Consider the following 21,012-nt stretch of genomic DNA (forward strand, 5'->3'; position numbering starts at 1 on the left):
CTCTTTGCAGGAATTCAATAGATTATGAAAGAATTAAAACAAACAATAATCAACTACTCCAGCACAGACCTTGAACAGCGCAAAAATTGGTATTCTCCGGCAGCAGAAGCTTACAACAAGGCAAGACCCCGCTATCCTCAGGATCTAATTAAGCAAGTTGTGGAAATTGCTCAACTCTCCACTAACTCCAAAATTCTAGAAGTTGGATGTGGGCCTGGAACTGCAACGGTAGCGATCGCTCCATTGGGTTGTTCTATAATCTGCTTAGAACCCAACCCAGAATTTTTTCATTTAGCTCAACAGAATTGTCAACCGTATTCCAATGTAAAGATTCAGAATACATCGTTTGAAGAGTGGGAACTTGAGCCATTTAAATTTGATGCCGTTTTAGCAGCAAGTTCTTTTCATTGGATATCACCAGAAGTAGGTTATCCAAAAGCAGCAAATGCCTTAAAAGAGAATGGCCACCTGATTTTGTTGTGGAACAAAGAACTTCAACCCAGCTACGAGGTGTATCAAAGTTTATCAAAAGTCTATCAACTACATACTCCATCTCTTGACCGATATGAAAACCAAGAAACTCAAGAATATATCTTGAGACAATTAGGAAATATGGCCATTGATTCGGGAAAATTCAAAGACTTGATATCTGGACAAGTTGTATCAAAAGTAACCTATACTGCCGATGAATATTTAACACTTTTGACCACCTATTCGCCGTACATAAAATTAGATCCACATAACAAAGAGTCTTTATTTTCTGAATTAAGACATTGCATAGAAGATCATTTTGGAGGCAGTCTGCAACTTTCATATATCTCTGCTTTTCACATCGCCCAAAAAGTTATCTCAGAGGTAAAGGACTTTTAAATGGACTACTGTTAGATGGAAGATTAGGCGCAAGTGGGTTAATACTAGGTGTAGGAGTAGGCTCTACTTTTTTGATAACTGTGATTGCAAATCCTCTTTCCTGAGATTGCTGTTTACCTGATATATCATTCACTAACAGTCCGATTCGAGGCGGGAAAGCTTGATTGACTGGAAGCTTTATTGAGCCAACTGGTTTAACATCATTGCCGTATGGCAGAAGTTTAACTTGAATATTTTCTCCCTCTACTCTCCAAGTCAGAGTAGCAGATTCCCCTTCGTTGAGAACCAGATTCGGTTGCTCACTACCGTTGATTCTGAAAGAGACAATTTTAAATGGTTTCGGTAATATAGCAATTTTTGAATCAGTCTTTTTAGAACTAATTTTTTCACTTCCATTATTAGGAAAAGCTTTTATTTCAAAGGCAAAGTTCCCGGCTTTAATAGCTGGTATAGAAATATTTGTACATTGCATCTGTGTATTTTGTTGTTTACACAGTTTTTGAAGTTTAGGATCGGCAATATTACCTTGATTAAATTTATAAGTAATTGGTTCACTATAAGATGTACCGTCATCTGCACTGCCAGAAATTTGGATTTGTTCCAACAAAAATGGACGAGCTATTGTCCAGCTTAAAAGAATATTTTCACCTTTTGTATACTGGGGTTTATTTGCTTGGAAACTAACGACTTCCGCAATTTGCTTTTCAACTACCTCTACTTCAGTTGTTTGGTTGGCTACTTGGTTATTTCGAGAAAACAATTGTATACCATTCCGATAAGAAGCTTGTAATTCAAAAGTATAATTTCCTTTTGTTCTTACTCCAGTTTTAACGTTGCTACAACTTAGTTCTTGTTTTTCTTTTACCTGACAAGGAGGTATTTCATTAGCACTTCCTTTGCCTAGTGTTTCAGGAATGCCATTGCTAAAGTCATAGGAAATAGGCTGAATGGGTTGCGAACCTTTGCCTGTCAAAACCAACTTTTGTAACTGTTTATAATTGTGAATGTCCCAATTCAAAGTTACCTCATCACCTTCAGTAATTTGAGAGTTACTTGCACTAAAATTTTCTAATCTCAAAGGTTCGGGGTTTAAAATTCGCCAAATGATAAACCCTATTCCTCCTAGTAACCCCAAAACTGCCAAAAGCAACAGAATAAATTGCCACCAAGGACGGGGTTTCCATACTAAACTTCCTTGAGGCAATGTGTTAGGTAAAGGTAAATTTTGTTGGTCTTTGATATCTAGTTGAAAGTTGACCACTAGCCCTGCACCAAACCACGGTCGTCGCCACCAAGGTCTGGGTTTGACTGTCAAATTAGCCACAGCGCTTCTATTAGGTAATAATCTTACCTCAGTCGGATCAAATTTGTAAGTATATAGTTCTTCCTCGTCTCGACTTTTTAAGCTTAATATCAGTTCACGGACAATATTGCCCTGGTTAGCCAGTGATAATTCGTACTTGCCAAGACTACGGCTAACTTTTCCCAAAATAGTATTAAATTCTATATCTAAGCGATAATTTGTCGGAATTTGGATGTATACCAAATCCAACAGCACTAAGTCTGGAGAACTTTCTGAATACAAACGGATTGTCGGAGAATAGCTTCCCGCAAGGGTATCTCCAGGTGGGTGAAATTTCAACAATATTTGACCTTGAGTACCAGGGTTGAGTTCTAGTGCCGTTACATCAGACACTAACCCTAAGCCCTCAAATCCAGTTGCAGGATAATTGATTGTAAACCAGTCATCATCTAAATCTGGGCAACTCAAGCGGAACCTGTCTACAAGATAAGAGCGATTGTCAACTATTACCTCCACTTGCAGAGGCTCACTAGGATTAAAAATTAGTGGCTTGTTGGGATTGGTGTTAGGTCTAATGGAAAATGTCGGGTCATTTGCCCGAATTGCAGTCTGTTCTTTTAGCAGAACCTTAATTTGATTTGGAAAGGTTATAGGAGTATCTTGTGGATAATGTAGAGGGGAATCTACGACTAATGTATAGTCATAGGTTCCTGGAAGAGCATTGGCAGCAATTTGAAACTCAAATGTTACTTCGTCGCTATTCTGTTGGGGAGCTAATGCTAAACTTTCTCTAGGAGAACTAGACCAGCCAGTTAAATTTTGAAATACTTCGTCAAAAACAAAATATAAGTCAATAACCGCACTCTGATCTCCCTGATTGATCACAACAACATAGAGTTGAATGGTATCTCCTGGCATTCCAAATTGAATTCCAGGTGGGTTGATAATAACTTGCAGTGGATTGGATTTAGCTTGCATCTGATCGACTCCCTTATTTGATGCGGTGTAGTTTGACCTGAAAATCTTCACCACCACTTACAATCATGGTTTCTTGATTAGTTTTCAAGTCGATACTATTGATTTTTTTAGAGCTTTGGTAAATTGTTTTACCTTCTGTTGCTTTTGTTTTATCGAGCTTATGTTCGGGGGTTAAATACCAAACCACTACTCGTCCATCATCGCCACCACTTACTAAGAGATTACCATCTTCACTAAATGACAGACTACGCACAGATGTTTTTGATGCTGACCATCGGTCTAGTGGTGAACAATTAAGTTCATTAAATTTTTCTTGCGGATTCGGATTTTTGAGAATTTGGCATTGATTTAAATTCCAAATTGTAATGAATCCCGCAGAATCGGAAGTTGCTAGGATTTTTTCTGCTGAGTTAGGAACAAAAGCTAATCCCCAAATATAGTCTTCACGCCCAACTAATGGGTCTAGCTTTTCTAGATTTTGCACTGATAAACTTGGGAATTGTTGATCAGATTGAGTTGGATTCCACTGCCACAAGATGAAACGCTTGAAGTTTCCAGAAATTACTAGAGTTTTTGCATCTGGGCTGAGATTTAGTGCCCGGACTTGGAAACCTGATAGTTTCAATGTATTTTGTACATCGATAACTCGCGGTTCTGCTAGAAAATCGTTGTTAGTCGCTGGTCTTGACCATACTCTAACTTTACCACTGCCATAACCACTGAATAAGTTAAGTGAGTTTGAGGTGAAAGCTAAATCAAAGACGCGATCGCCTTTTGCTTTAGGATCTTTAAGGTCTTGAAGTTCACTGATCTTTACACCTGAGGGTACATCTCTTAGTTCAATTACCCCATTATCTAGACCAACAGCAGCACGATTATTTTGTACCGGCATAAAGCGTAAGACTTGTACTGCGTCATCGGTAATCGCCATCAAACCCTTGGGCTGTTGAGATTTATCACACGCAAATCGCTCAGTGGATGTTACTGTATCATCGGGGTCTAAGCTATCAGCACCGATTCTCCAAAATCTTAAAGTGCAATCATCTGAACCACTAAGCACAGATGAGCCAATGCCACTAAAACGCACTGAGTTTACAGAGCGTGTATGCATTACATTTCTTGGTTGCAGTATCCATGCGAGGAGTGCAGCTAATAGTGCGATCGCAGCCAATTGTAACCATAGAGGTATGATTGGCAAAGTCTCCACTTCTAATGTCTGCGTAGCTGGGTCTGTACTTCCTAAACGTTGGTCAGATAATTCCGATTTAGCCTCTAATAATAGAGTTTTGCCGATTCCTACCCAAGGGCGTTTTGTTTTAACATCGAGGATAACTTTACTTGTTTCTCCTAAATGGAGATTGGCAATTTCGGGAAGCTTTTTAAAACTACATCTTCGCCAGTCTCTACCCTGTACTTGCACATTAATTTGCTGGTTGAGGTTGCTAGCGTTTTTAAATAGTAATTCAAAAGAAGCTGTATCAGACTTCCAGTCAGGTAACCATGCTGATTTACTTGGAATTTTGAGATGTTTTTGTCTGATGATAAAGTCTATAAAACCCACAGGCAAAACTTCAATGTTGCCTTCAGCACTAGTTGGATAACCATTATTGCTAACAGCTTCAATAGTAAAAGGATAATTTTGGCTGGGCGCTTGCACAACAGAAGGAGGTTGGCATTGAAATGTAGCTTCTGCTAAACCACCCGGATCTAAAGATAATCGCCGTTCTGCACTGCCAGTTAGCCAAGACGGATCAACGCCTGTAAAACGTAGTACCACCTCAGTTGGTTGTTGACCCAGGTTCCGCACCCGTACTGGTATATCCACAGAATTGCGAGGATAGACTTGGAACTCTCGCACAGGCAATTCTACACTTAAATGTGTTGGTCTATTGTCTCGCTCGATTTTTAGGCGCAGCACAAGTCTGCACTGTTGTGCTAATTGCGGTGAAAAAATCCTCACCATCAGGTTGACAGTACCCACAAATCCCGGAATGGGTGTATTGAATACAAAAACTTGGAATATGGTACTACTGCCTGGTGGTTTAGCTGCTGCCACCTCTGGCTCAAGCCGATACCAGCGATATCCTGTATTCCGGGTTTCTCCTGCGGCGGCAATTTCTATCTGAAAATTGACAAAGCGATCGCTGTCATTATTGACAGTTACCTCAAACGAGACAGGAGTATCACCTGGACGAAAAGTTAGGTTTTGAGTAGAAAGACTGGCATTAATAACACTTTTTTCCATATTATTACTTGTAATATTTTTTTAGATTCTGCATGATTAACATTATTAAAAAATTAATGTCTATTAAAACGTGGCAATAGTTATTTGCGTTTAAATATTTAAATGTTACATTTTTAAACATTTTGTAATACATATGTTAATTAAGAGTATTAATTTACAGAAAAGATATATATTTAAATTGAATTTCCGCCATTTTGGTACGATTTTCAACAAAATTGATAAACTAATTTATGGGTAAAAAATTTAAATTTGCAAGTTTAACCAGCATAAAATCGGGTTTTTGATTCCCATGCTATATGTAAGTTGCAAAGTCATGTAAAATTACATACTCATTATTGCTTTACAAAAGCATCAACTTGCTAGATGATAGCAACGAAAGGGAACATAATTAGTAAAAATATAGTATTTTTAACTATCGGTAGTTGTGTGAAAATCCTGTAATTACGCGGCTGGAGTCAGTTTGAGTTTCCCTCATCGCCTTAGCTCAAAGTAAAAAAATGACAACACTATATACCTCACACTTCCAAGTAAATTCCGCAACTTCCACCTCCTATAGCCATAATTTAGTCTTCATTGACATGGCAGTTGAAGACTATAACGATTTAGTCAATGGCGTGTTTGATAATACCCAAGTGTTCGTGCTTGACTCAACGCAGAACGGTATTGAAGAAATTACGAAAATCCTGACGAGTTGCAATCGCCCGAATTTGACTAATATTCATATTGTGTGCCACGGTGCCCCAGGTTACTTGCAATTGGGCAACACCCATTTAGGACTCGATACCCTCGACGAGTACAGCCAGCAACTGCAACAATGGCAAAAGATATTTTCAACCTCTGCTAAAAGCAATAACCCCTGGAACTTACTCATCTATGGTTGCAATGTGGCTTTAGGTGATGCGGGAGCAGAATTTGTAGACAAACTGCACCAACTCACCGGAGCGAATATTGCTGCTTCCCGTCAGCGAATTGGTAATGCAGCATTAGGCGGCAACTGGGAATTAGAAGTCCGCACCGTCGATATGGAACTGAGTTTAGTGTTTGCAGAAACGACGCGGCAGGCTTACGCAGGGGTACTGGCTACCTTCACAGTGAATAATACTGGAGACAAAGATGATGGCGATCGCAATAATGGCATCACGACACTCCGAGAGGCTATTAACTTAGCCAATGCTACTGCTGGTGACGATACGATCGCCTTTGGAGGAATATTCAAAGATGCCACCCCGGATGTTATCAGCCTTACTTCTGGGCAACTGACGATTACCGATGATCTGAGCATCTTGGGGACTGGGACATCTAAGCTGACTGTGAGTGGAAATAATGCCTCTACAGCATTCGAGATATCAGGACTAGCGACAGGTGTCACCATCAATGGCTTGGCGATCGCTAGCGGCGGTATTAAGGTTAATAGAACTTCCATCCTCAGCCTAGCTAAGACCAGCGTATCTGGAAATACAGCAGGAACTGGCATCTCTAATAGCGGCATCCTCAGTCTTGCTAACACTAGCGTCTTTGGCAATACGCAAGGCGGTATCTATAATGCTGGGACTCTTAGCTTAACGGAAAGCAGTGTCTATGGAAATACTGGGGGAAGCACGGTTTTTAATGGTAATGGCGGAGGCGGCATTTTTAATGACGCTTCCGTTGGTAAAACTGGTACTCTCAGCCTAACCAATAGCAGTGTCTCTGGCAATACGGCAAACTCCGGCGGTGGCATCTATAACCAAGGCGGCACTCTCACCCTAACAAATAGCAGTGTCTCTGGCAATACAGCAACCTCAGGCGGTGGCATTTTTAACGGAAATGATAATGGTTATAGTTTCGGATCTGCTATTCTAACTAACAGCACCATCTCTGGCAATACAGCGTTAGAGGATGGCGGTGGCATATACAATGACAGAGCCTACGTCAGTGACAATAGCCTTACCATAATCAGTACTACAATTAATAACAACACAGCTGACTCAGATAGTAATGGTACTGGTAATGGCGGGGGTGTTTTTAGTTCCTCTGATTCCTCTGCTAACGTCAAGGTTAGTAACACCATCATTGCAGGCAACTTCGACAAGTCCACCTCTGGTGATATACAGCCTGACGTGAGTGGTGGGCTGATTGACTCCGGCAATAACCTGATTGGCAATAATACTGGTAGCACTGCCTTTACCACCAGCACCCTCGTGGGCACAAGTGCTAGTCCCATTAACCCCAAACTCGGATTGCTGCAAAATAACGGTGGTGCAACCTATACCCAGGCGTTACTTGCGGGTAGCCCTGCTATTGATGCTGGCAAGAATTCTCTAGTTCCTAATGGTGTCACCACTGACCAACGCGGCGGTCGATTTAACCGCATATTCAACGGTGTCGTTGATATTGGTGCTTACGAAGTCCAGCCTTCCATCACCCCGCCACCTGTTAATGCTGGCACAGTGGTAACTAATACCAATGATTCTGGCTCAGGGTCATTGCGACAGGCTATCCTGAATGCAAATGCGACTGTTGGGGCAGATACAATTACCTTTGCGGGCGTGTTCACCGATGCTACCCCAGATATCATCACCCTCACCTCTGGGAAACTAACCATTACCGACGATATTACCATTTTGGGGACTGGGGCATCTAACCTGATCGTAAGTGGGAATAATTCATCGGGCGTGTTCGAGATATCGCGTTCTGGGACAGATGCCAGCATTGATGGCTTGAAGATTGCTAATGCTAATGATCCCTTAGGCAGTATTTTGCTTAATAGCAATACCAGCCTTAGCTTGACTAATAGCACTATCTCTGACAATAAAGGGGAGGTAGGCGGCATCTTTAACAAAGGCACTCTCAGCCTGACTAACACCACTCTCTCTGGGAATCGTGGGTCATCATTAGGCGGCGGTATCTTTAACAAAGGCAACCTTAGGCTAACGGGAAGCACTGTCTCTAATAATAGTGCAAGCGTCAGTTTCAACACAGCCTATGGCGGCGGCGTATTCAACACTGGCAAAGTCAGTATAAATAACAGTACTATCTCTAATAATGGTGCGTTCGCTAGCGGTCTTAATCGGGGAGGCCCTGACCCTTACCCATCTTACGGCGGCGGCATTTATAACTTAGGCACTTTCGATATCACTAGCAGCACTGTCTCTAATAATGGTGCCGCAGACGGTGGTGGCATCTTTAACTCAGGTACTTTTAGCCTGACTAACAGCACAGTCTCTGATAATAGTGCATACTATACCGGCGGCGGCATCTTGAATAGTGGCACTCTCACCCTTACCAATGACACCATTACCAATAACATAGCAGAGGGCTTTAGCTATAACGGTGTTCTTGGCAATGGTGGGGGCGTTGTCAGCAATGGCGGCACTGTTACCGTTGCCAATACCATCATTGCAGGTAACTCCTACACAGTTTATCCTGATGATCCCCGCGATACTGGTTTTTCCCGCGACGTTTCCGGTAACTTCACCGACGCTGGAAATAACCTAATTGGCGATCGCACTGGTAGCACTGGCTTTACTACCAGCACCCTCGTCGGTACTAGAACCAATCCCATTGATCCAAAACTCAGCCCCCTGCAAAATAATGGTGGTAAAACCTTTACTAATGCCTTACTTGGCGATAGTCCCGCCATTAACGCTGGCAATAATGCTCTGATTCCAGCAGGTATCACCACCGACCAACGCGGCGCTGGATTTAACAGAATATCTAAGGGTAAAGTTGATATTGGCGCATTAGAGTTTAACGGGCTGAATGGAACCAAGGGCGCTGATAATTTAGTGGGCAAGAAATATAGTGACATAATTAACGCTCAAGCCGGGAATGATACCATCACAGGGAACCAAGGCAACGACATCCTAACTGGTGGCGGCGGTAAAGATAAATTTGTTTACAACTTAGGTGACGGTGTTGATACCATCACCGATTTTGGTGGGTTAGGTAAAGGCTCAAATCCATCAGCAGCAATCATTGCCGAAGTGGATACCCTCAAATTTCAAGGTACTGGATTGACTGCCCGAAATCTGTTACTCACCCAGAATGACAACAATCTGGAAATCACCTTTGAAGGAGTGGCTGATGATAAAGTTATCCTGCAAAACTTTCCCCAGGAAAACCTAGAGAACGTATCGGCAGTAGGGAATATCCTGTTTAATGGGCAAACCAGCATTAGTGAAAGCTTCGATGTCTTCGATGCCAACTCCACCCAAAGCACCATCTCGAACAAGAACATAGTCACCTTTCTCAATGACCTGAACAACAATGTCAATGGGTTTGACAACTCAGCAGATATTATTAACGGTCAAGGGGGTGATGACCGTATCGACGGCAAGAGCGGCAACGACCTGTTGCGTGGTGGTGCAGGTAACGATACCCTGCTTGGTGGTGCAGGTAATGACATCCTTATTGGTGTTGCAGGTCAAAATAGCCTGAACGGAGGTGCTGGTGATGACATCCTAATTAGCAGTGGTTTGAGTGATACCCTGACTGGTGGTAGCGGTAATGACCAGTTCATTTACCAAAGCTTTAGCAATAATGATACCATTACTGACTTTAATCAAAGCCAGGATAAGTTAATTCTTACTGACTTGTTTAAGAGTAGAGGCTACAGTGGCAGCAATCCCATCTCAGATGGTTATCTACAGTTTGTGCAATCGGGTACTTCTACAGAAGTTCAATTTGCCTACTTTGGTAGCACTTTTTATACCTTTGCAACTTTGAATAACTTCACCGAGACAAATCTGGTAGTTGGTACTAACGTCATCGTCTAGCGCTCAATTCTAGTCTGTAGCGGCTTCGCACACTGGGGCGATGAAGACTTTGAACAAGAGCTATTGCTTAATTTTGGATTTTAGATTTTAAATCATCTAAAATCCAAAATCTATAACTCCTACAGTTGGCGCACTAATGGCTGACCATCTTTGACTTCACCAATCAAAACTAAATCGACACAGTTAACAAAAATACCATTTTCTAGAACGCCGGGAATGTTATTCAATGTCTTTTCTAGGCTGACTGGATCTTCAATAGAGTCAAATCTGACATCTAAGACAAAGTTACCTTGATCAGTAATTACTGGGCCAGCTTTTTTAACACCCATGCGGAGTTCTGGTTTGCCACCGAGTTTTTTAATGGCATTGGTAACAGGAGTAATTGCCATTGGAATCACTTCCACGGGTACAGCGAAACTAGAACCTAAGCGGTCTACTAATTTACCACTATCTACGACGACAATGAACTGTTCTGCCAGGTAATCTACGACTTTTTCGCGGGTATGTGCTGCACCACCGCCTTTGATCAAATTCTTCTGCGGATCAACTTCATCTGCGCCATCAATGGCAATATCAATGTGGTCAATAGCATCCAAAGTGGCGAGAGGTACACCGTATTGCTTCGCCAGTACTTCTGACTGAAACGAGGTAGGTATACCAATAATATCTTGGAGTTCACCAGACTTGAGGCGATCGCCTAAAAACTGAATCGTATACGCTGTCGTTGACCCCGTACCCAACCCCACAATAGAACCCGACTTTACCAGGGCTGCGGCGGCTTTGCCAACTTCTTGCTTCATCAACTTTACGGGATCTGTTGCTGTCATTCCCAAAACTCCTGAAAAACTGACTATAGTTCATAGTCCATAGTAGTAGGCAGATAACGTCAAAACATGAAAGGTAAAAAACAAGTTTTTACTGGTTTTTGCTTCCTTACTTAGGGACTTACAAAAAATAAAACATCCTAATATCCGGAACAAAGGAGATGATCAATGTAATATTAATGTATCTTAATATACGAGAAAAATGAAAAGCTCCCAGTATACTGAGCCTAATTTTGAGCAATTTTTTGCTAAGATTGCCCCGGAAGTAGCAAACACCTTCACAGAGGAGCAATTAGAAGCAATAAAAAAGGGTTTTGCCTCTCGTACTTGGACTCGTCATTCTTTAGACATAAGAGTTTCAGTGCCAATTCCGGGATTAAGGTTTTATGTGGTGTTGTTAGCAGGTCAAGAACGTCGCCCTAAAGTGCGTTTACGCTCTGAAAAAGGTTTATATCCTTTTTGGACACCTGGCAATATCTTGTTCCTTATAGGATTTCTAATTATTATATTGGCTTGTAGCTACACTATATTTTCTTTTACAGTGTCTTCACTTACTCCCATATCTAGCTCCAATTACCCTACTTCAATTCCTTGGATTTACGATAAATCAGAATGTGAACATACTGGTAGAATCTGGAATGATGGGAAGTGCTGGGATTCTGAACACAGCCCTAATTTTTAAAATTTATAGCTACACCCTAAGTCGCGGAAGCAACATTGCCCAGCCTAAATTCGTCATTAGCTGAGTTACAGGTTATTAAAAACACCAAATTTTACGTTAACCTCAGTAACGTAGTTTTTTAAATTCACGTTAGCAGCTAAAAGTGATTATGGTGATGCGTCAGCTTTCAATTGCTCTATCTTTAGTGGCACTATTACAATTACCAGCAATTGCTCAGATCCAAGTGCCAGAAACTACTTCTGGAACCCCATCTGATTCGATTCAACAGGTAACTGCTGTCAAATGGATGACAAACTTTTCCGATGGCAAGTTTTATCCAGAAAGGTTACTGAGTAGGGCCGAATTAGCGTCAATTATGGTAAAAGTATTTGGACTAAATAACAGGCAAGCTGTTAGCAAAGAAAATTTAGTTATTTCAGATGTTCCTCGTTCTCACTGGGCATTTAATGATATACAGACAGTCTTAAAAACTGACATCATGAAAGGCTATCGGGGCAATCAATTTTTCCCTAACCAAAGAGTGACAAGGGCTGAAGCTCTTGCTATTTTCGCCCAGGCTTACGGTGTATTTCAGTTTCCCGATGAGGCTGTTAATGAAATTCTGGCTTCATACCCAGATGAAAAGTCTATCCCAGCTTGGGCTAGAAAAGCGATCGCTACAGTAGCTACTGAAGGATTTCTCAATACAGATGTTCAAGGTAATATTTCCCCATTACGACCCGTTACCCGTGGAGATATGGCTTATGTATTGAGTAGATATTTACAACGACAACAGCAACAACCCGAAACACCAGAAGTTCCGATTATTCCAAATAGCCCACAATCACCTTAGCTAGACCTTGCTCAGTCAAGTACTTAAAATTACCTTTGACCCGATTCTCTATACCTGTCTCGAATCTGGCGAAGATATAAGGAATTAGATTGGGTTGGTTGTTGTAACACATAATTAGATTGTGGTGGTTGCGTCGGTTGCTGCAACCCATAATTCCCATAATTAGATTGTGGTGGTTGCGTTGGTTGCTGCAACCCATAATTCCCATATCCTACAGGGTTTGTGGGGGTGACAACACTTTGACTCGGAATCTGGTTAGAGTAAGGTGCAATATTATTTGGTGCGGCAGAGGTACCTGGGGGCGTTAATGGTGCTACATTAGGCACTACCTGACCATTATTTAAATTAGTATAGGGATTTTGCGGTAAGTTCGTACCCGTTGATGTATAACCTGTCCCAGTATTCAAACCATTACTAGGCAATACCTGACCGTTATTTAAATTACTGTAAGGATTTTGCTGTAAGTTTGTACCCGTTGACGTGTAACCTGTCCCAGGAGTTAACCCAGCACTTGGTAGAGAATTCTGACTGGGTAAGCTGTTAATGGGTGGCATTAACGTTGTTCCTGGCTCAGAGACTCGACCCAAGGCATTTGTCTGAGTTACAGTCCCATTGAAGCTAGAAAACTTCTGGTTTGTGGATTGGTTGAGTGCTGCTTGCAGAGGGCTAATGGAGACAGAATTTTGATTCTTATTGGTTTGATTCGCCAATCCACTTCCTGGGCTAGAAGATGTTTGTTCCGCCCCTGTTGGTTCAGATGCCGTAGTTAAGGTCTTAAGACCTAGAAACTGGTTATTACGATCAAGCATGCCAGTCCGCAATAAATTTTCTGTTTGTACAACAAAAGGATTTTGCATGGCTGGGGAGGTGCCACTATTAATACCTAAACCAGGATTTAATTTGGTATCATTAGCAGACTTTTGTTTATTAGTGACATCCTCTAATAAGTTTTTGCTATTTCCTTCAGTATTTTCCTTGGGGTTATTTGCCGTCCCTGAAGGAATTGGTTGCTGAAAGTCATTAAATAAAACTGGCAGGTTATCAATATCTGCTGCAATGGCTCTGTTTTCTTCTGACAGCGAAGAATCAACAGGGTTTTGTGAAGCGACTTGGTTTTTTTGCTTATAAACGAAAATATTTGGGTTTGACCAGTATTCCCAAGTTGTTAACCCTACTACTGATAAAAAAATTGCAGTGCCCCAAAAACCAGGTCGCCCTAGATTCCATAACCTGGCTTTGAGATAGCGTAAGTAGGCGGGAGGATAATGACGATTTGGCATGGGATTGGTTATTGAAATTTACTCGAAATCGGTAAAACTTGACGCAAGTTGAAAGCGTTGCTGTTTAATTTTTTTGCTTTTTCCAACAGGAAATATTTGAACTGAAGTTGGATAATACCTTTCATCCTAACTTCTCTATGAGTTATTAGTCATTTCCAATAGACATATAGTAGTCAAAAATTTACTTTTTAGCGGCTGGAGTCCTTTGACCAAAGAGGCAAGGGAGCAGGGTAGCAAGATTCTGAAATTCCCTTGCAATCGAAGGTTTTAGCAGCCCTACATTTATGAAGTTCTCCCCCTTACTCCCTGCTCCACTTCGGCTACGCTCAGTGATCACCTTTGCCCCCTGTCCTCTTCCTTGAGGAGATTTTCTAGAAAGTTATGGCAATTTATGATTATTTTTTGGGTATCGGTCACATTGGATAACATCAGGAGTTGACAACTGGTCTAATTTATTGTTGTGGCAAGACAAAAGTTCAACTTTTTTACTTTCTAGTTAGCAAACCGTGCGCTGCAATGCTTCGATACATACGCCTCTGAGGGCGCTGTGCTGCACCGTACTATTAACCAGGAGACTACAGCAATGATGAAAGCTGAAGATATCATGACTAAAAACGTAGTTACCATTCGTGGTTCGGCGACTGTTGCTGAAGCAGTGGGGCTGATGAAGGAAAAAAAACTACGGGCGCTAGTTGTAGATATTCGCCATGACAATGATGCTTATGGCATTGTCACAGAAACGGATATTGTTTATAAGGTAACAGCCTACGGTAAAGATCCGAAGCAAGTGTGGGTTTACGAAATTATGAGCAAGCCTTGCATTGTCGTAAATCCTGATTTGGGTGTGGAATATGTAGCGCGGTTATTTGCTAACACTGGTATTCATCGAGCACCTGTAATTCAAGGTAAGCTGTTGGGCATCATCTCGATTACCGATATTTTGACCAAAAGTGACTTTGTAGAAGCGCCAAAAGCCCTACTGCTAGAGGAAAGAATTCAAAAAGCCATTGAGCAGTCTCGGTCTATTTGCACCGAACAAGGTGCTTATTCTAAAGCCTGTGCAGCCGCCTGGGATGAGGTAGAAGAACTTCAAGCAGAAGCAGCTCATCAAAAAGCTGAGGGGATGGTATCAGCTAAAGTCTCTTTTGAAGAATACTGTAAAGAAAACCCAGATGCACCGGAATGTCGAAATTATCATCCCTAATTGAAGTGTGAGGATGAAGAAAAAGGGGGCATTGGGAATTGGAAAGAGGCAGGGGGCAGGGAGCAGAGGGGGAAGAGGTAATTTTTTATTCTTCCCTCTACTTCCTGCTATCTCGATTTAACGTCTAGCAACTCGCATCAATAAGAATAGACCTATTCCCAAAAAAACAAAGTTGGGCAACCAAGCCCCCATAAAGGGGGAGAGGACACCTGCTTGCGCGATCGCACCACTAATAAAGAAAATTAAGTAATACGAAAAAATAACAACGACACTAATCCCAAAGCTGGTTCCTCTCCCAGTTCGCTGGGGTATGCTTCCCATCACTGCACCTACCAAGCCAAAAACTACACATACAAAGGGTAGTGAGATTTTCTGTTGAATCCGTACTTGGAGTTTACGAATTTTTGCGCGATCGCCACCAAGATATTCTACTTCTAGTTGATCTAGTGATTCGGCAATATTCATCTCACCATAGTCGCGGCTTTTTTCTGCCAGACTTAACGGCGTACGCGGTAGTTGTAGTTGCTGGTGTTCAAATCTGACGATGTTACGATAAGAGCGATCGGCAGCGACAAAATAGATGGTTCCATTGTAAAAATCCCAGACATTTTGAGAAGCATTCCACTGAGCAGATTCTGATACCACAATTTGATTCAGATTTTTTGTTGAACGGTCTATAATCGTCAAACCTGACATTCGTTTACCATCAAATTGGTCGGCGTAAAATAAGCGTGTCAGTATCCTATTCTTAGAGCCATCTTTCTGTGTAACATCCTGATATTCAGGATAGAAAATATTTTGCTGTTTGAAAGTTGGCTTGTCTGATTTGAGGGCCTTTTCTAAAGTCATCGCCGCTTGGTAATTTGCTGCTGGTGCAATTTGTTCGTTAAAGACAAATGTCATTCCTGTAACCACAAGACTTAACATCACAGCAGTTAGCACCATGCGATAGACACTCACCCCACAGCCCCGCAGGGCAATTAATTCGCTCTCGCTAGAAAGACGACTGTATGTCATCAAAGTCGCCAGCAGTGTAGACATGGGAAAGGCTAAAACAATAAAGTTGGGAAACTTTAACAAAAAAACCTGAATGGCAATGTCTATAGGTAGCCCAGATTCTACGATTTTTCTGACTAAATCAAATACAGCATCAATGGTGACACCAATTGATGAAAAAGCTCCGACACCAAAGAAAAACGGCGCTAACAATTCGCTGGCAAGATAGCGATCCATGATCGTAAAAGGCAGCAGCGAATGGAGGCTGTAGAAAGATGCGAGCTTTTTTGATATCATAAGCAATTTGAAAATTCAAATATTAGTAACCCTGGCGAAGAAAAGTATATCTACTGTCATTAAAATTTAATTTTAAATAACTGAAAATTAACTAATAAATTCATGTTTAAAAATGAATAATAGCCTTTAAAATTATGAACTAAAAAACTGTGAATTTAGACCTGAAAATTATCCCCTAAATAATATTGCCGCACCAGGGGATTACTGTAGAGTTCGTCAGCACCGCCAAAAGCGAGAATTTGTCCCTCGCGCATGATGTAGGCGCGATCGGTGATAGCTAGGGTTTCGCGGACATTATGATCTGTAATTAAGATTCCCATGCCGCGATCGCGCAGTTGGGCGACAATTTGCTGAATTTCTGAGACTGCGATCGGATCAACTCCGGCAAATGGTTCATCCAAAAGTAAAAATTTTGGCCCTTCTTGTCCAGCCGCTAAAGACCTCGCTAATTCCGTCCGCCGTCGCTCACCACCAGAAAGTTGAATTCCTTTGCTATTGGCTAATTTTTCCAACCGAAACTCCCGCAGTAAAGTTGTGAGTCGCCTTGACCACTCCCATCGTGGCACATTCGTTTGCTCTAGTACTAACAGAATATTATCCTGTACCGAGAGTTGGCGGAAAACGCTTGGTTCTTGTGCTAAATAGCCAATACCCAATCGTGCCCTTTTGTGCATTGGCATTCCTGTAACGTCCAAATTACCCAACCAAACTTTTCCTTGGTTGGGCTTTTCTAAACCTGTAGCAATATAAAATGTCGTCGTTTTACCAGCCCCATTGGGGCCTAGTAAACCAACGATTTCGCCCTGAGCAACAGAAAGATTGACACGATTGACAATTACTCGCTTGCCGTAAGATTTGTGAATATTCTCTAAAACAATTTTCATTGCTCGTGCCCTTTCTTAATGGGAGATGCTAATTAGAACGCCTCAAAGCTGGAGTCTGGGGGGCAGGTGTTGCCGATTGTCCACCATTATCTGATTCCTCGACCATGTAGATGGACTCTACCTGACGGTTGGATTGGGGTAAGGCAACAAATCGTCCTTCATCAATTAAATAAGTTACCTTCTCAGCCCGCATACTGTTACCGCCCTGTTGCAAAATATAGACGTTGCCACTGAAATCAATTCGGCGTTCCTTACTAAAGTACTGTGCTTGGGCAGATGTTGCCTGAAGCTGGCGAGAAGGATACAACATTTGCACGTTACCGCGAGCTGTGATTACTTGATTTTTGGCGTCATATTCTTGCACATCAGCGCGGATGGTAAGGGGGCGGTTTCCTCCAGATGTTTGTGCAGTAGCGGTTTGCACTTGGGTAGGGAAGGCAAAAGTGCCCAAGAGTGCAGCTGGCAGCATTAAAGCTAATCCAAAGCGACGCATCTGGGATATGGGCAATTGATAGCAGGGCATCATAGCAATTGGGGATTCAGGATTTCAGCTTGCACTCTAATTATCTCAAGTACTTTATCCAGATATGAAATATATAATCTGGAGTGATTTACGATAACTACTGGCTGAAATAGTGACGCTACCCCCAAACTCAAGGTTTCAGGAAATTGGCATTTAAGTGAAAATGAGGTAAGCACAATACCCTTCAAGAAACCGCTTTGCGTCTACATAAATTGTGCCCACCAAGCATTTCGGACAACGCATAATTAATTTACCAGATGTCTAATCAGTAGACAGCACAATTTTGGGCAAAGATAAAACTTGATTTTCACCCAGATCACCAGATGTAATCTTATCTGGTCCTATTTGTTGTAATGTTGTCAACAATGCTGCGCTCTGACTCAATAGTTCATCTACGTCAACGCCCCCGTAACTAGATGGGTAACGGCGTAAGCGATTACCGCCTTCTCCTAATAGAATTACTGCACCTCGCCAGTTCCCATTTTCCAAATGATACAGCGCCACAGAAATTTGGAGAATACCTTGATAAAAGCTTTTTTCCGGTTCGCCAGCTTCAATCCACAAAGCCTCTAAAGTGTCATGGCAGGCGTAGAACTGACCAGAATTGAACTGTTCTACACCTTGCCAAAACTCTTGGGGGATGATTTCGCTCATCCCATGCTGTCTCGTACTTCTTTAATAGTTTCGAGAGAAATGTCTTGTTTTTCTCCAGCAAACTCGTTGTCAGGGGTGAGGAACAACATACAATGGCACTCTTTACGTTCTCTCATTGGCACACAGGGACAGTTCCAATACGTGGCATGAACTTCAGCTTCTTTATCTTCGTAATGGCGACAGGGACATAAAGGCGCACCTAGTTCATCTTTATGTTTGGCTAGTCCTTCAATCACAACTGCGGTAACTGAAGGTTCAGAACAGAAGTATGTTCCAGTCCGCTTGGCGTATTGTTCGGAAAAATGCCGCATTGCCTCTAGACTCTTATCGCTGGATTTTGTGTTATGTTCTGATGTGATCATGTGGATCGGTCGCTCATAATTTAAATATTTCTTTGCATTGTACCTCAGCCTCATGTGGCGATTACTGGGTGAATTTCCCCAACCTTACCCGCCCAAATTGTTTTACGTAGCATAAACAGCAATATACCGTAAACGTTCAAATATTTAAAAATTAAACCAGAGTTGTGTTCTCTAACTCTAAACTCTATTATGACAACTACGCCAAGCTTCAATTCCTGGGTTATCTGTCCCCAACCCAATCCTCAAGCAAACTTGCGTTTATTCTGCTTCCCCTACGCTGGTGGTAGCGCGGCAATTTTTCGCACTTGGCCTAATAATCTACCTAGTAATGTCGAAGTCTGTGCTGTGGAATATCCGGGACGGGGAAGACAGATTAAGTCACCACCCTTAACGCGATTAGAATCTCTTATTGAAGCGATCGCTCCAGTTCTGTTACCATACTTAGACAAACCATTCGCCTTCTTCGGTCACAGTATGGGCGGATTAGTTAGTTTTGAGTTGACCCATCTACTTCGCTCTCAGTATAATCTTACTCCCTTTCACATCTTCATCTCTGCTCGTAGCGCCCCGCAATTGCCACTTACCAAAGCACCCCTCCATGTCCTTTCAGACTCTGATTTACAGGACGAGCTATGCAGTCTTAACGGTACACCTAAAGCAGTGTTGGAAAACCCGGAACTGATGCAGATGTTCCTCCCCATTTTGCGGGCAGATTTTGCAGTTCTAGAAACTTATATTTACACTCAAAAACAGCCACTGGAGTGTCCTATTACTGTTTTTGGTGGTTTGCAAGACCAAGAAGTTAGTCATGAAGCTTTGCAAGCATGGCGAGAACAGACTATTGCTGGTTTCTCATTACATGAGTTCAACGGCGACCACTTTTTTATCCATTCACACCCAGAATTATTATTTAAATTTATATATCAAGAATTGCAGATGTGTAAGCGTAGCTGGTAGTAGTTATCACGCACAAAGGAGTTAGGAGCCAGAATATAGAATTTTCCTGACTCTCTGAACTTCTGATATACAATATTTCTACTGTTTATTTTTGGGTAGCGATCGCTAATTTTGCCCCTTCAACTTGACGTACGCGATCCATCACAGCCACTACCTTCCCGTGACCAACTTTTTCATCAGCATTAATAATTACCAACACTTCTGAGTTAGAACCAACTAGAGCACGTACTTGCGCTGTTAAATCATCAACAGTGGTTGGTTTGCGGTTTAAGCTTACTACTCCTTGTTCATCTACCGTGATAGTAACTTTAGAGGGAACTTGTTGTTGTTTTGCTGTGGCTGCCTTCGGTAAATTTACTGGCAAACCTTCTGAGCGTGTTAAAAACAGAGTTGACATGATAAAAAATGTCAAAATCGCAAATATCACGTCAATCATCGGCACGATATTAATCTGTGCTGGGATATCTGGTTCATCTTGTAGACGCATACGTTTTTTCTCCTCGTTCATAGCGACGACGGTAAAGTAATTCTAGCTGTCCCCCATACTCCTGAATTAGGGCGATTTGCCGTTGGTACAGTCCCCGGAAGGTATTGGAAAACAAGAGTATGAATATAGCAACTATCAATCCTGCTGCTGTTGATACTAGGGCTTCACTAATCCCAGCTGTAACACTTGCCGTTCTGCTACCTCCCACGTCACCAAGATTTAGCGAAGCAAAGGAGGTTATCAATCCTAATACTGTGCCGAGAAGACCTAACAGTGGTGACAGACTAATGATTGTATCGAAAAGGTTTTGGAAACGTTTTAACACAGGTATCTCAGCCTGCGATTCGCTTTCTAACGCCAAACGAAATTCCTCTGGATTTGGCTCTTCTAATTCTAAAGCCGCTAGAAAAATCCGGGCGAGTGGCAAGTCTGCATTTTTCTGAAGTTTATCCATTGCACCGACAACATTATCGAGACGGTAGAGATTCAAAACATCTCGCACCACGCGGTTTTGACGCTTATTGATCCTTACCCAAAACCTGATCCGCTCGAAGATTAGTGCCACACCCAATACCGAAAACGCCAACAGGGGCCACATGACCACACCGCCTGCTGCAAACAAATTCTGAATTCCCATGTAGTGCCTCTATAACGTCGTCCACAATACAAAATCAGACTACCAGAATCTAGAGAAAAGCTGAAACTTTTTCTCAATAAAATATAAAATATAATGATAAATTTTTCAAATGTAATGTTCATGACTTTTATTTACTTATCCGTTTGTTTTACATAAAATAATTTAATTGAATTGAAACAAAAATTAACTTTGTCCAAAAACCATGATATTGGTGGTTTGAAAAGATGTTTTTGCTAGTGC

At 41.8% G+C, this 21,012-nt stretch carries 17 protein-coding genes; 6 read left to right on the forward strand and 11 right to left on the reverse strand.

Annotated features, from left to right (window positions below; translation table 11 throughout):
• The first annotated feature begins 24 nt into the window (after window positions 1-24).
• Window positions 25-870, forward strand: coding sequence for a class I SAM-dependent methyltransferase (locus H6G96_RS13050; protein WP_190911854.1), 846 nt, complete (start codon window positions 25-27; stop codon window positions 868-870).
• Here H6G96_RS13050 and H6G96_RS13055 read toward each other — a convergent pair.
• Window positions 845-3,151 (reverse strand): hypothetical protein, encoded by a 2,307-nt coding sequence (locus H6G96_RS13055; protein ID WP_190911855.1) that lies wholly within the window; start codon window positions 3,149-3,151, stop codon window positions 845-847. The two genes, H6G96_RS13050 and H6G96_RS13055, sit on opposite strands and share 26 nt — an antisense overlap.
• A 13-nt stretch (window positions 3,152-3,164) precedes the next feature.
• Window positions 3,165-5,396, reverse strand: a complete 2,232-nt coding sequence (locus tag H6G96_RS13060) for a hypothetical protein (protein ID WP_190911856.1) — start codon at window positions 5,394-5,396, stop codon at window positions 3,165-3,167.
• A 497-nt stretch (window positions 5,397-5,893) separates the two neighbouring features.
• Here H6G96_RS13060 and H6G96_RS13065 point away from each other — a divergent pair, with 497 nt between their 5' ends.
• Entirely contained in the window at window positions 5,894-10,153 is a 4,260-nt protein-coding gene (locus H6G96_RS13065; protein ID WP_242063270.1) for a DUF4347 domain-containing protein, read from the forward strand.
• A gap of 119 nt (window positions 10,154-10,272) precedes the next feature.
• Here the strand turns inward: H6G96_RS13065 and rpiA are convergent, their stop codons facing one another.
• Window positions 10,273-10,980, reverse strand: coding sequence for a ribose-5-phosphate isomerase RpiA (gene rpiA / locus H6G96_RS13070; protein WP_190729931.1), 708 nt, complete (start codon window positions 10,978-10,980; stop codon window positions 10,273-10,275).
• Window positions 10,981-11,179: 199 nt separating this feature from the next.
• Between rpiA and H6G96_RS13075 the strand changes: the two genes are divergently transcribed.
• Both H6G96_RS13075 and H6G96_RS13080 read left to right on the forward strand, forming a co-directional pair.
• Window positions 11,180-11,659: a hypothetical protein gene (locus H6G96_RS13075; RefSeq protein WP_190911857.1), complete on the forward strand. Its 480-nt coding sequence runs from the start codon at window positions 11,180-11,182 to the stop codon at window positions 11,657-11,659.
• A gap of 154 nt (window positions 11,660-11,813) precedes the next feature.
• Complete coding sequence (locus H6G96_RS13080) at window positions 11,814-12,491, forward strand: S-layer homology domain-containing protein (RefSeq protein ID WP_190911858.1); 678 nt, start codon at window positions 11,814-11,816, stop codon at window positions 12,489-12,491.
• A gap of 29 nt (window positions 12,492-12,520) precedes the next feature.
• On the opposite strand, the gene H6G96_RS13085 is transcribed toward H6G96_RS13080, so the two are convergent.
• Window positions 12,521-13,771 carry a hypothetical protein gene (locus H6G96_RS13085; RefSeq protein WP_190911859.1) on the reverse strand — a complete coding sequence of 417 codons (1,251 nt, stop codon included), beginning with the start codon at window positions 13,769-13,771 and terminating at the stop codon, window positions 12,521-12,523.
• A 583-nt stretch (window positions 13,772-14,354) separates the two neighbouring features.
• Between H6G96_RS13085 and H6G96_RS13090 the strand changes: the two genes are divergently transcribed.
• The gene (locus H6G96_RS13090) at window positions 14,355-14,975 is read left to right on the forward strand and encodes a CP12 domain-containing protein (protein WP_190729927.1); all 621 of its coding nucleotides are present in this window, start codon (window positions 14,355-14,357) and stop codon (window positions 14,973-14,975) included.
• 117 nt (window positions 14,976-15,092) lie between these two features.
• On the opposite strand, the gene H6G96_RS13095 is transcribed toward H6G96_RS13090, so the two are convergent.
• From H6G96_RS13095 to H6G96_RS13115, 5 genes are all read right to left on the reverse strand, one after another.
• Window positions 15,093-16,208 carry an LptF/LptG family permease gene (locus H6G96_RS13095; protein WP_190912028.1) on the reverse strand — a complete coding sequence of 372 codons (1,116 nt, stop codon included), beginning with the start codon at window positions 16,206-16,208 and terminating at the stop codon, window positions 15,093-15,095.
• 215 nt (window positions 16,209-16,423) lie between these two features.
• Window positions 16,424-17,152 carry an LPS export ABC transporter ATP-binding protein gene (lptB, locus tag H6G96_RS13100; RefSeq protein WP_190911860.1) on the reverse strand — a complete coding sequence of 243 codons (729 nt, stop codon included), beginning with the start codon at window positions 17,150-17,152 and terminating at the stop codon, window positions 16,424-16,426.
• A 28-nt stretch (window positions 17,153-17,180) separates the two neighbouring features.
• Window positions 17,181-17,678 carry an LptA/OstA family protein gene (locus H6G96_RS13105; RefSeq protein WP_190911861.1) on the reverse strand — a complete coding sequence of 166 codons (498 nt, stop codon included), beginning with the start codon at window positions 17,676-17,678 and terminating at the stop codon, window positions 17,181-17,183.
• 258 nt (window positions 17,679-17,936) lie between these two features.
• Window positions 17,937-18,329 carry a DUF309 domain-containing protein gene (locus H6G96_RS13110; RefSeq protein ID WP_190911862.1) on the reverse strand — a complete coding sequence of 131 codons (393 nt, stop codon included), beginning with the start codon at window positions 18,327-18,329 and terminating at the stop codon, window positions 17,937-17,939.
• Window positions 18,326-18,691: a ferredoxin thioredoxin reductase catalytic beta subunit gene (locus H6G96_RS13115; RefSeq protein ID WP_041565931.1), complete on the reverse strand. Its 366-nt coding sequence runs from the start codon at window positions 18,689-18,691 to the stop codon at window positions 18,326-18,328. The genes H6G96_RS13110 and H6G96_RS13115 overlap by 4 nt, the downstream gene beginning before the upstream one ends.
• Window positions 18,692-18,880: 189 nt before the next feature.
• Here H6G96_RS13115 and H6G96_RS13120 point away from each other — a divergent pair, with 189 nt between their 5' ends.
• Window positions 18,881-19,648 (forward strand): thioesterase II family protein, encoded by a 768-nt coding sequence (locus H6G96_RS13120; protein ID WP_190911863.1) that lies wholly within the window; start codon window positions 18,881-18,883, stop codon window positions 19,646-19,648.
• 85 nt (window positions 19,649-19,733) lie between these two features.
• Here the strand turns inward: H6G96_RS13120 and H6G96_RS13125 are convergent, their stop codons facing one another.
• Window positions 19,734-20,135, reverse strand: a complete 402-nt coding sequence (locus H6G96_RS13125) for a biopolymer transporter ExbD (RefSeq protein ID WP_190911864.1) — start codon at window positions 20,133-20,135, stop codon at window positions 19,734-19,736.
• Complete coding sequence (locus H6G96_RS13130) at window positions 20,119-20,772, reverse strand: MotA/TolQ/ExbB proton channel family protein (RefSeq protein ID WP_190911865.1); 654 nt, start codon at window positions 20,770-20,772, stop codon at window positions 20,119-20,121. Before H6G96_RS13130 ends, H6G96_RS13125 begins: the two co-directional genes overlap by 17 nt.
• Window positions 20,773-21,012 lie beyond the last annotated feature (240 nt).

It is taken from the genome of Nostoc sp. FACHB-892 (assembly GCF_014698795.1).
Taxonomy (GTDB): Bacteria; Cyanobacteriota; Cyanobacteriia; order Cyanobacteriales; family Nostocaceae; genus Nostoc.

Coding starts and splice junctions, on each gene's coding strand:
- H6G96_RS13095 (WP_190912028.1), bottom strand. CDS start 16,208: ATGGATCGCTATCTTGCCAGCGAATTGTTAGCGCCGTTTTTCTTTGGT.
- H6G96_RS13080 (WP_190911858.1), top strand. CDS start 11,814: ATGCGTCAGCTTTCAATTGCTCTATCTTTAGTGGCACTATTACAATTA.
- H6G96_RS13085 (WP_190911859.1), bottom strand. CDS start 13,771: ATGCCAAATCGTCATTATCCTCCCGCCTACTTACGCTATCTCAAAGCC.
- H6G96_RS13130 (WP_190911865.1), bottom strand. CDS start 20,772: ATGGGAATTCAGAATTTGTTTGCAGCAGGCGGTGTGGTCATGTGGCCC.
- H6G96_RS13125 (WP_190911864.1), bottom strand. CDS start 20,135: ATGCGTCTACAAGATGAACCAGATATCCCAGCACAGATTAATATCGTG.
- lptB (WP_190911860.1), bottom strand. CDS start 17,152: ATGAAAATTGTTTTAGAGAATATTCACAAATCTTACGGCAAGCGAGTA.
- H6G96_RS13120 (WP_190911863.1), top strand. CDS start 18,881: ATGACAACTACGCCAAGCTTCAATTCCTGGGTTATCTGTCCCCAACCC.
- H6G96_RS13090 (WP_190729927.1), top strand. CDS start 14,355: ATGATGAAAGCTGAAGATATCATGACTAAAAACGTAGTTACCATTCGT.
- H6G96_RS13110 (WP_190911862.1), bottom strand. CDS start 18,329: ATGAGCGAAATCATCCCCCAAGAGTTTTGGCAAGGTGTAGAACAGTTC.
- H6G96_RS13115 (WP_041565931.1), bottom strand. CDS start 18,691: ATGATCACATCAGAACATAACACAAAATCCAGCGATAAGAGTCTAGAG.
- H6G96_RS13050 (WP_190911854.1), top strand. CDS start 25: ATGAAAGAATTAAAACAAACAATAATCAACTACTCCAGCACAGACCTT.
- rpiA (WP_190729931.1), bottom strand. CDS start 10,980: ATGACAGCAACAGATCCCGTAAAGTTGATGAAGCAAGAAGTTGGCAAA.
- H6G96_RS13055 (WP_190911855.1), bottom strand. CDS start 3,151: ATGCAAGCTAAATCCAATCCACTGCAAGTTATTATCAACCCACCTGGA.
- H6G96_RS13065 (WP_242063270.1), top strand. CDS start 5,894: ATGACAACACTATATACCTCACACTTCCAAGTAAATTCCGCAACTTCC.
- H6G96_RS13060 (WP_190911856.1), bottom strand. CDS start 5,396: ATGGAAAAAAGTGTTATTAATGCCAGTCTTTCTACTCAAAACCTAACT.
- H6G96_RS13105 (WP_190911861.1), bottom strand. CDS start 17,678: ATGATGCCCTGCTATCAATTGCCCATATCCCAGATGCGTCGCTTTGGA.
- H6G96_RS13075 (WP_190911857.1), top strand. CDS start 11,180: ATGAAAAGCTCCCAGTATACTGAGCCTAATTTTGAGCAATTTTTTGCT.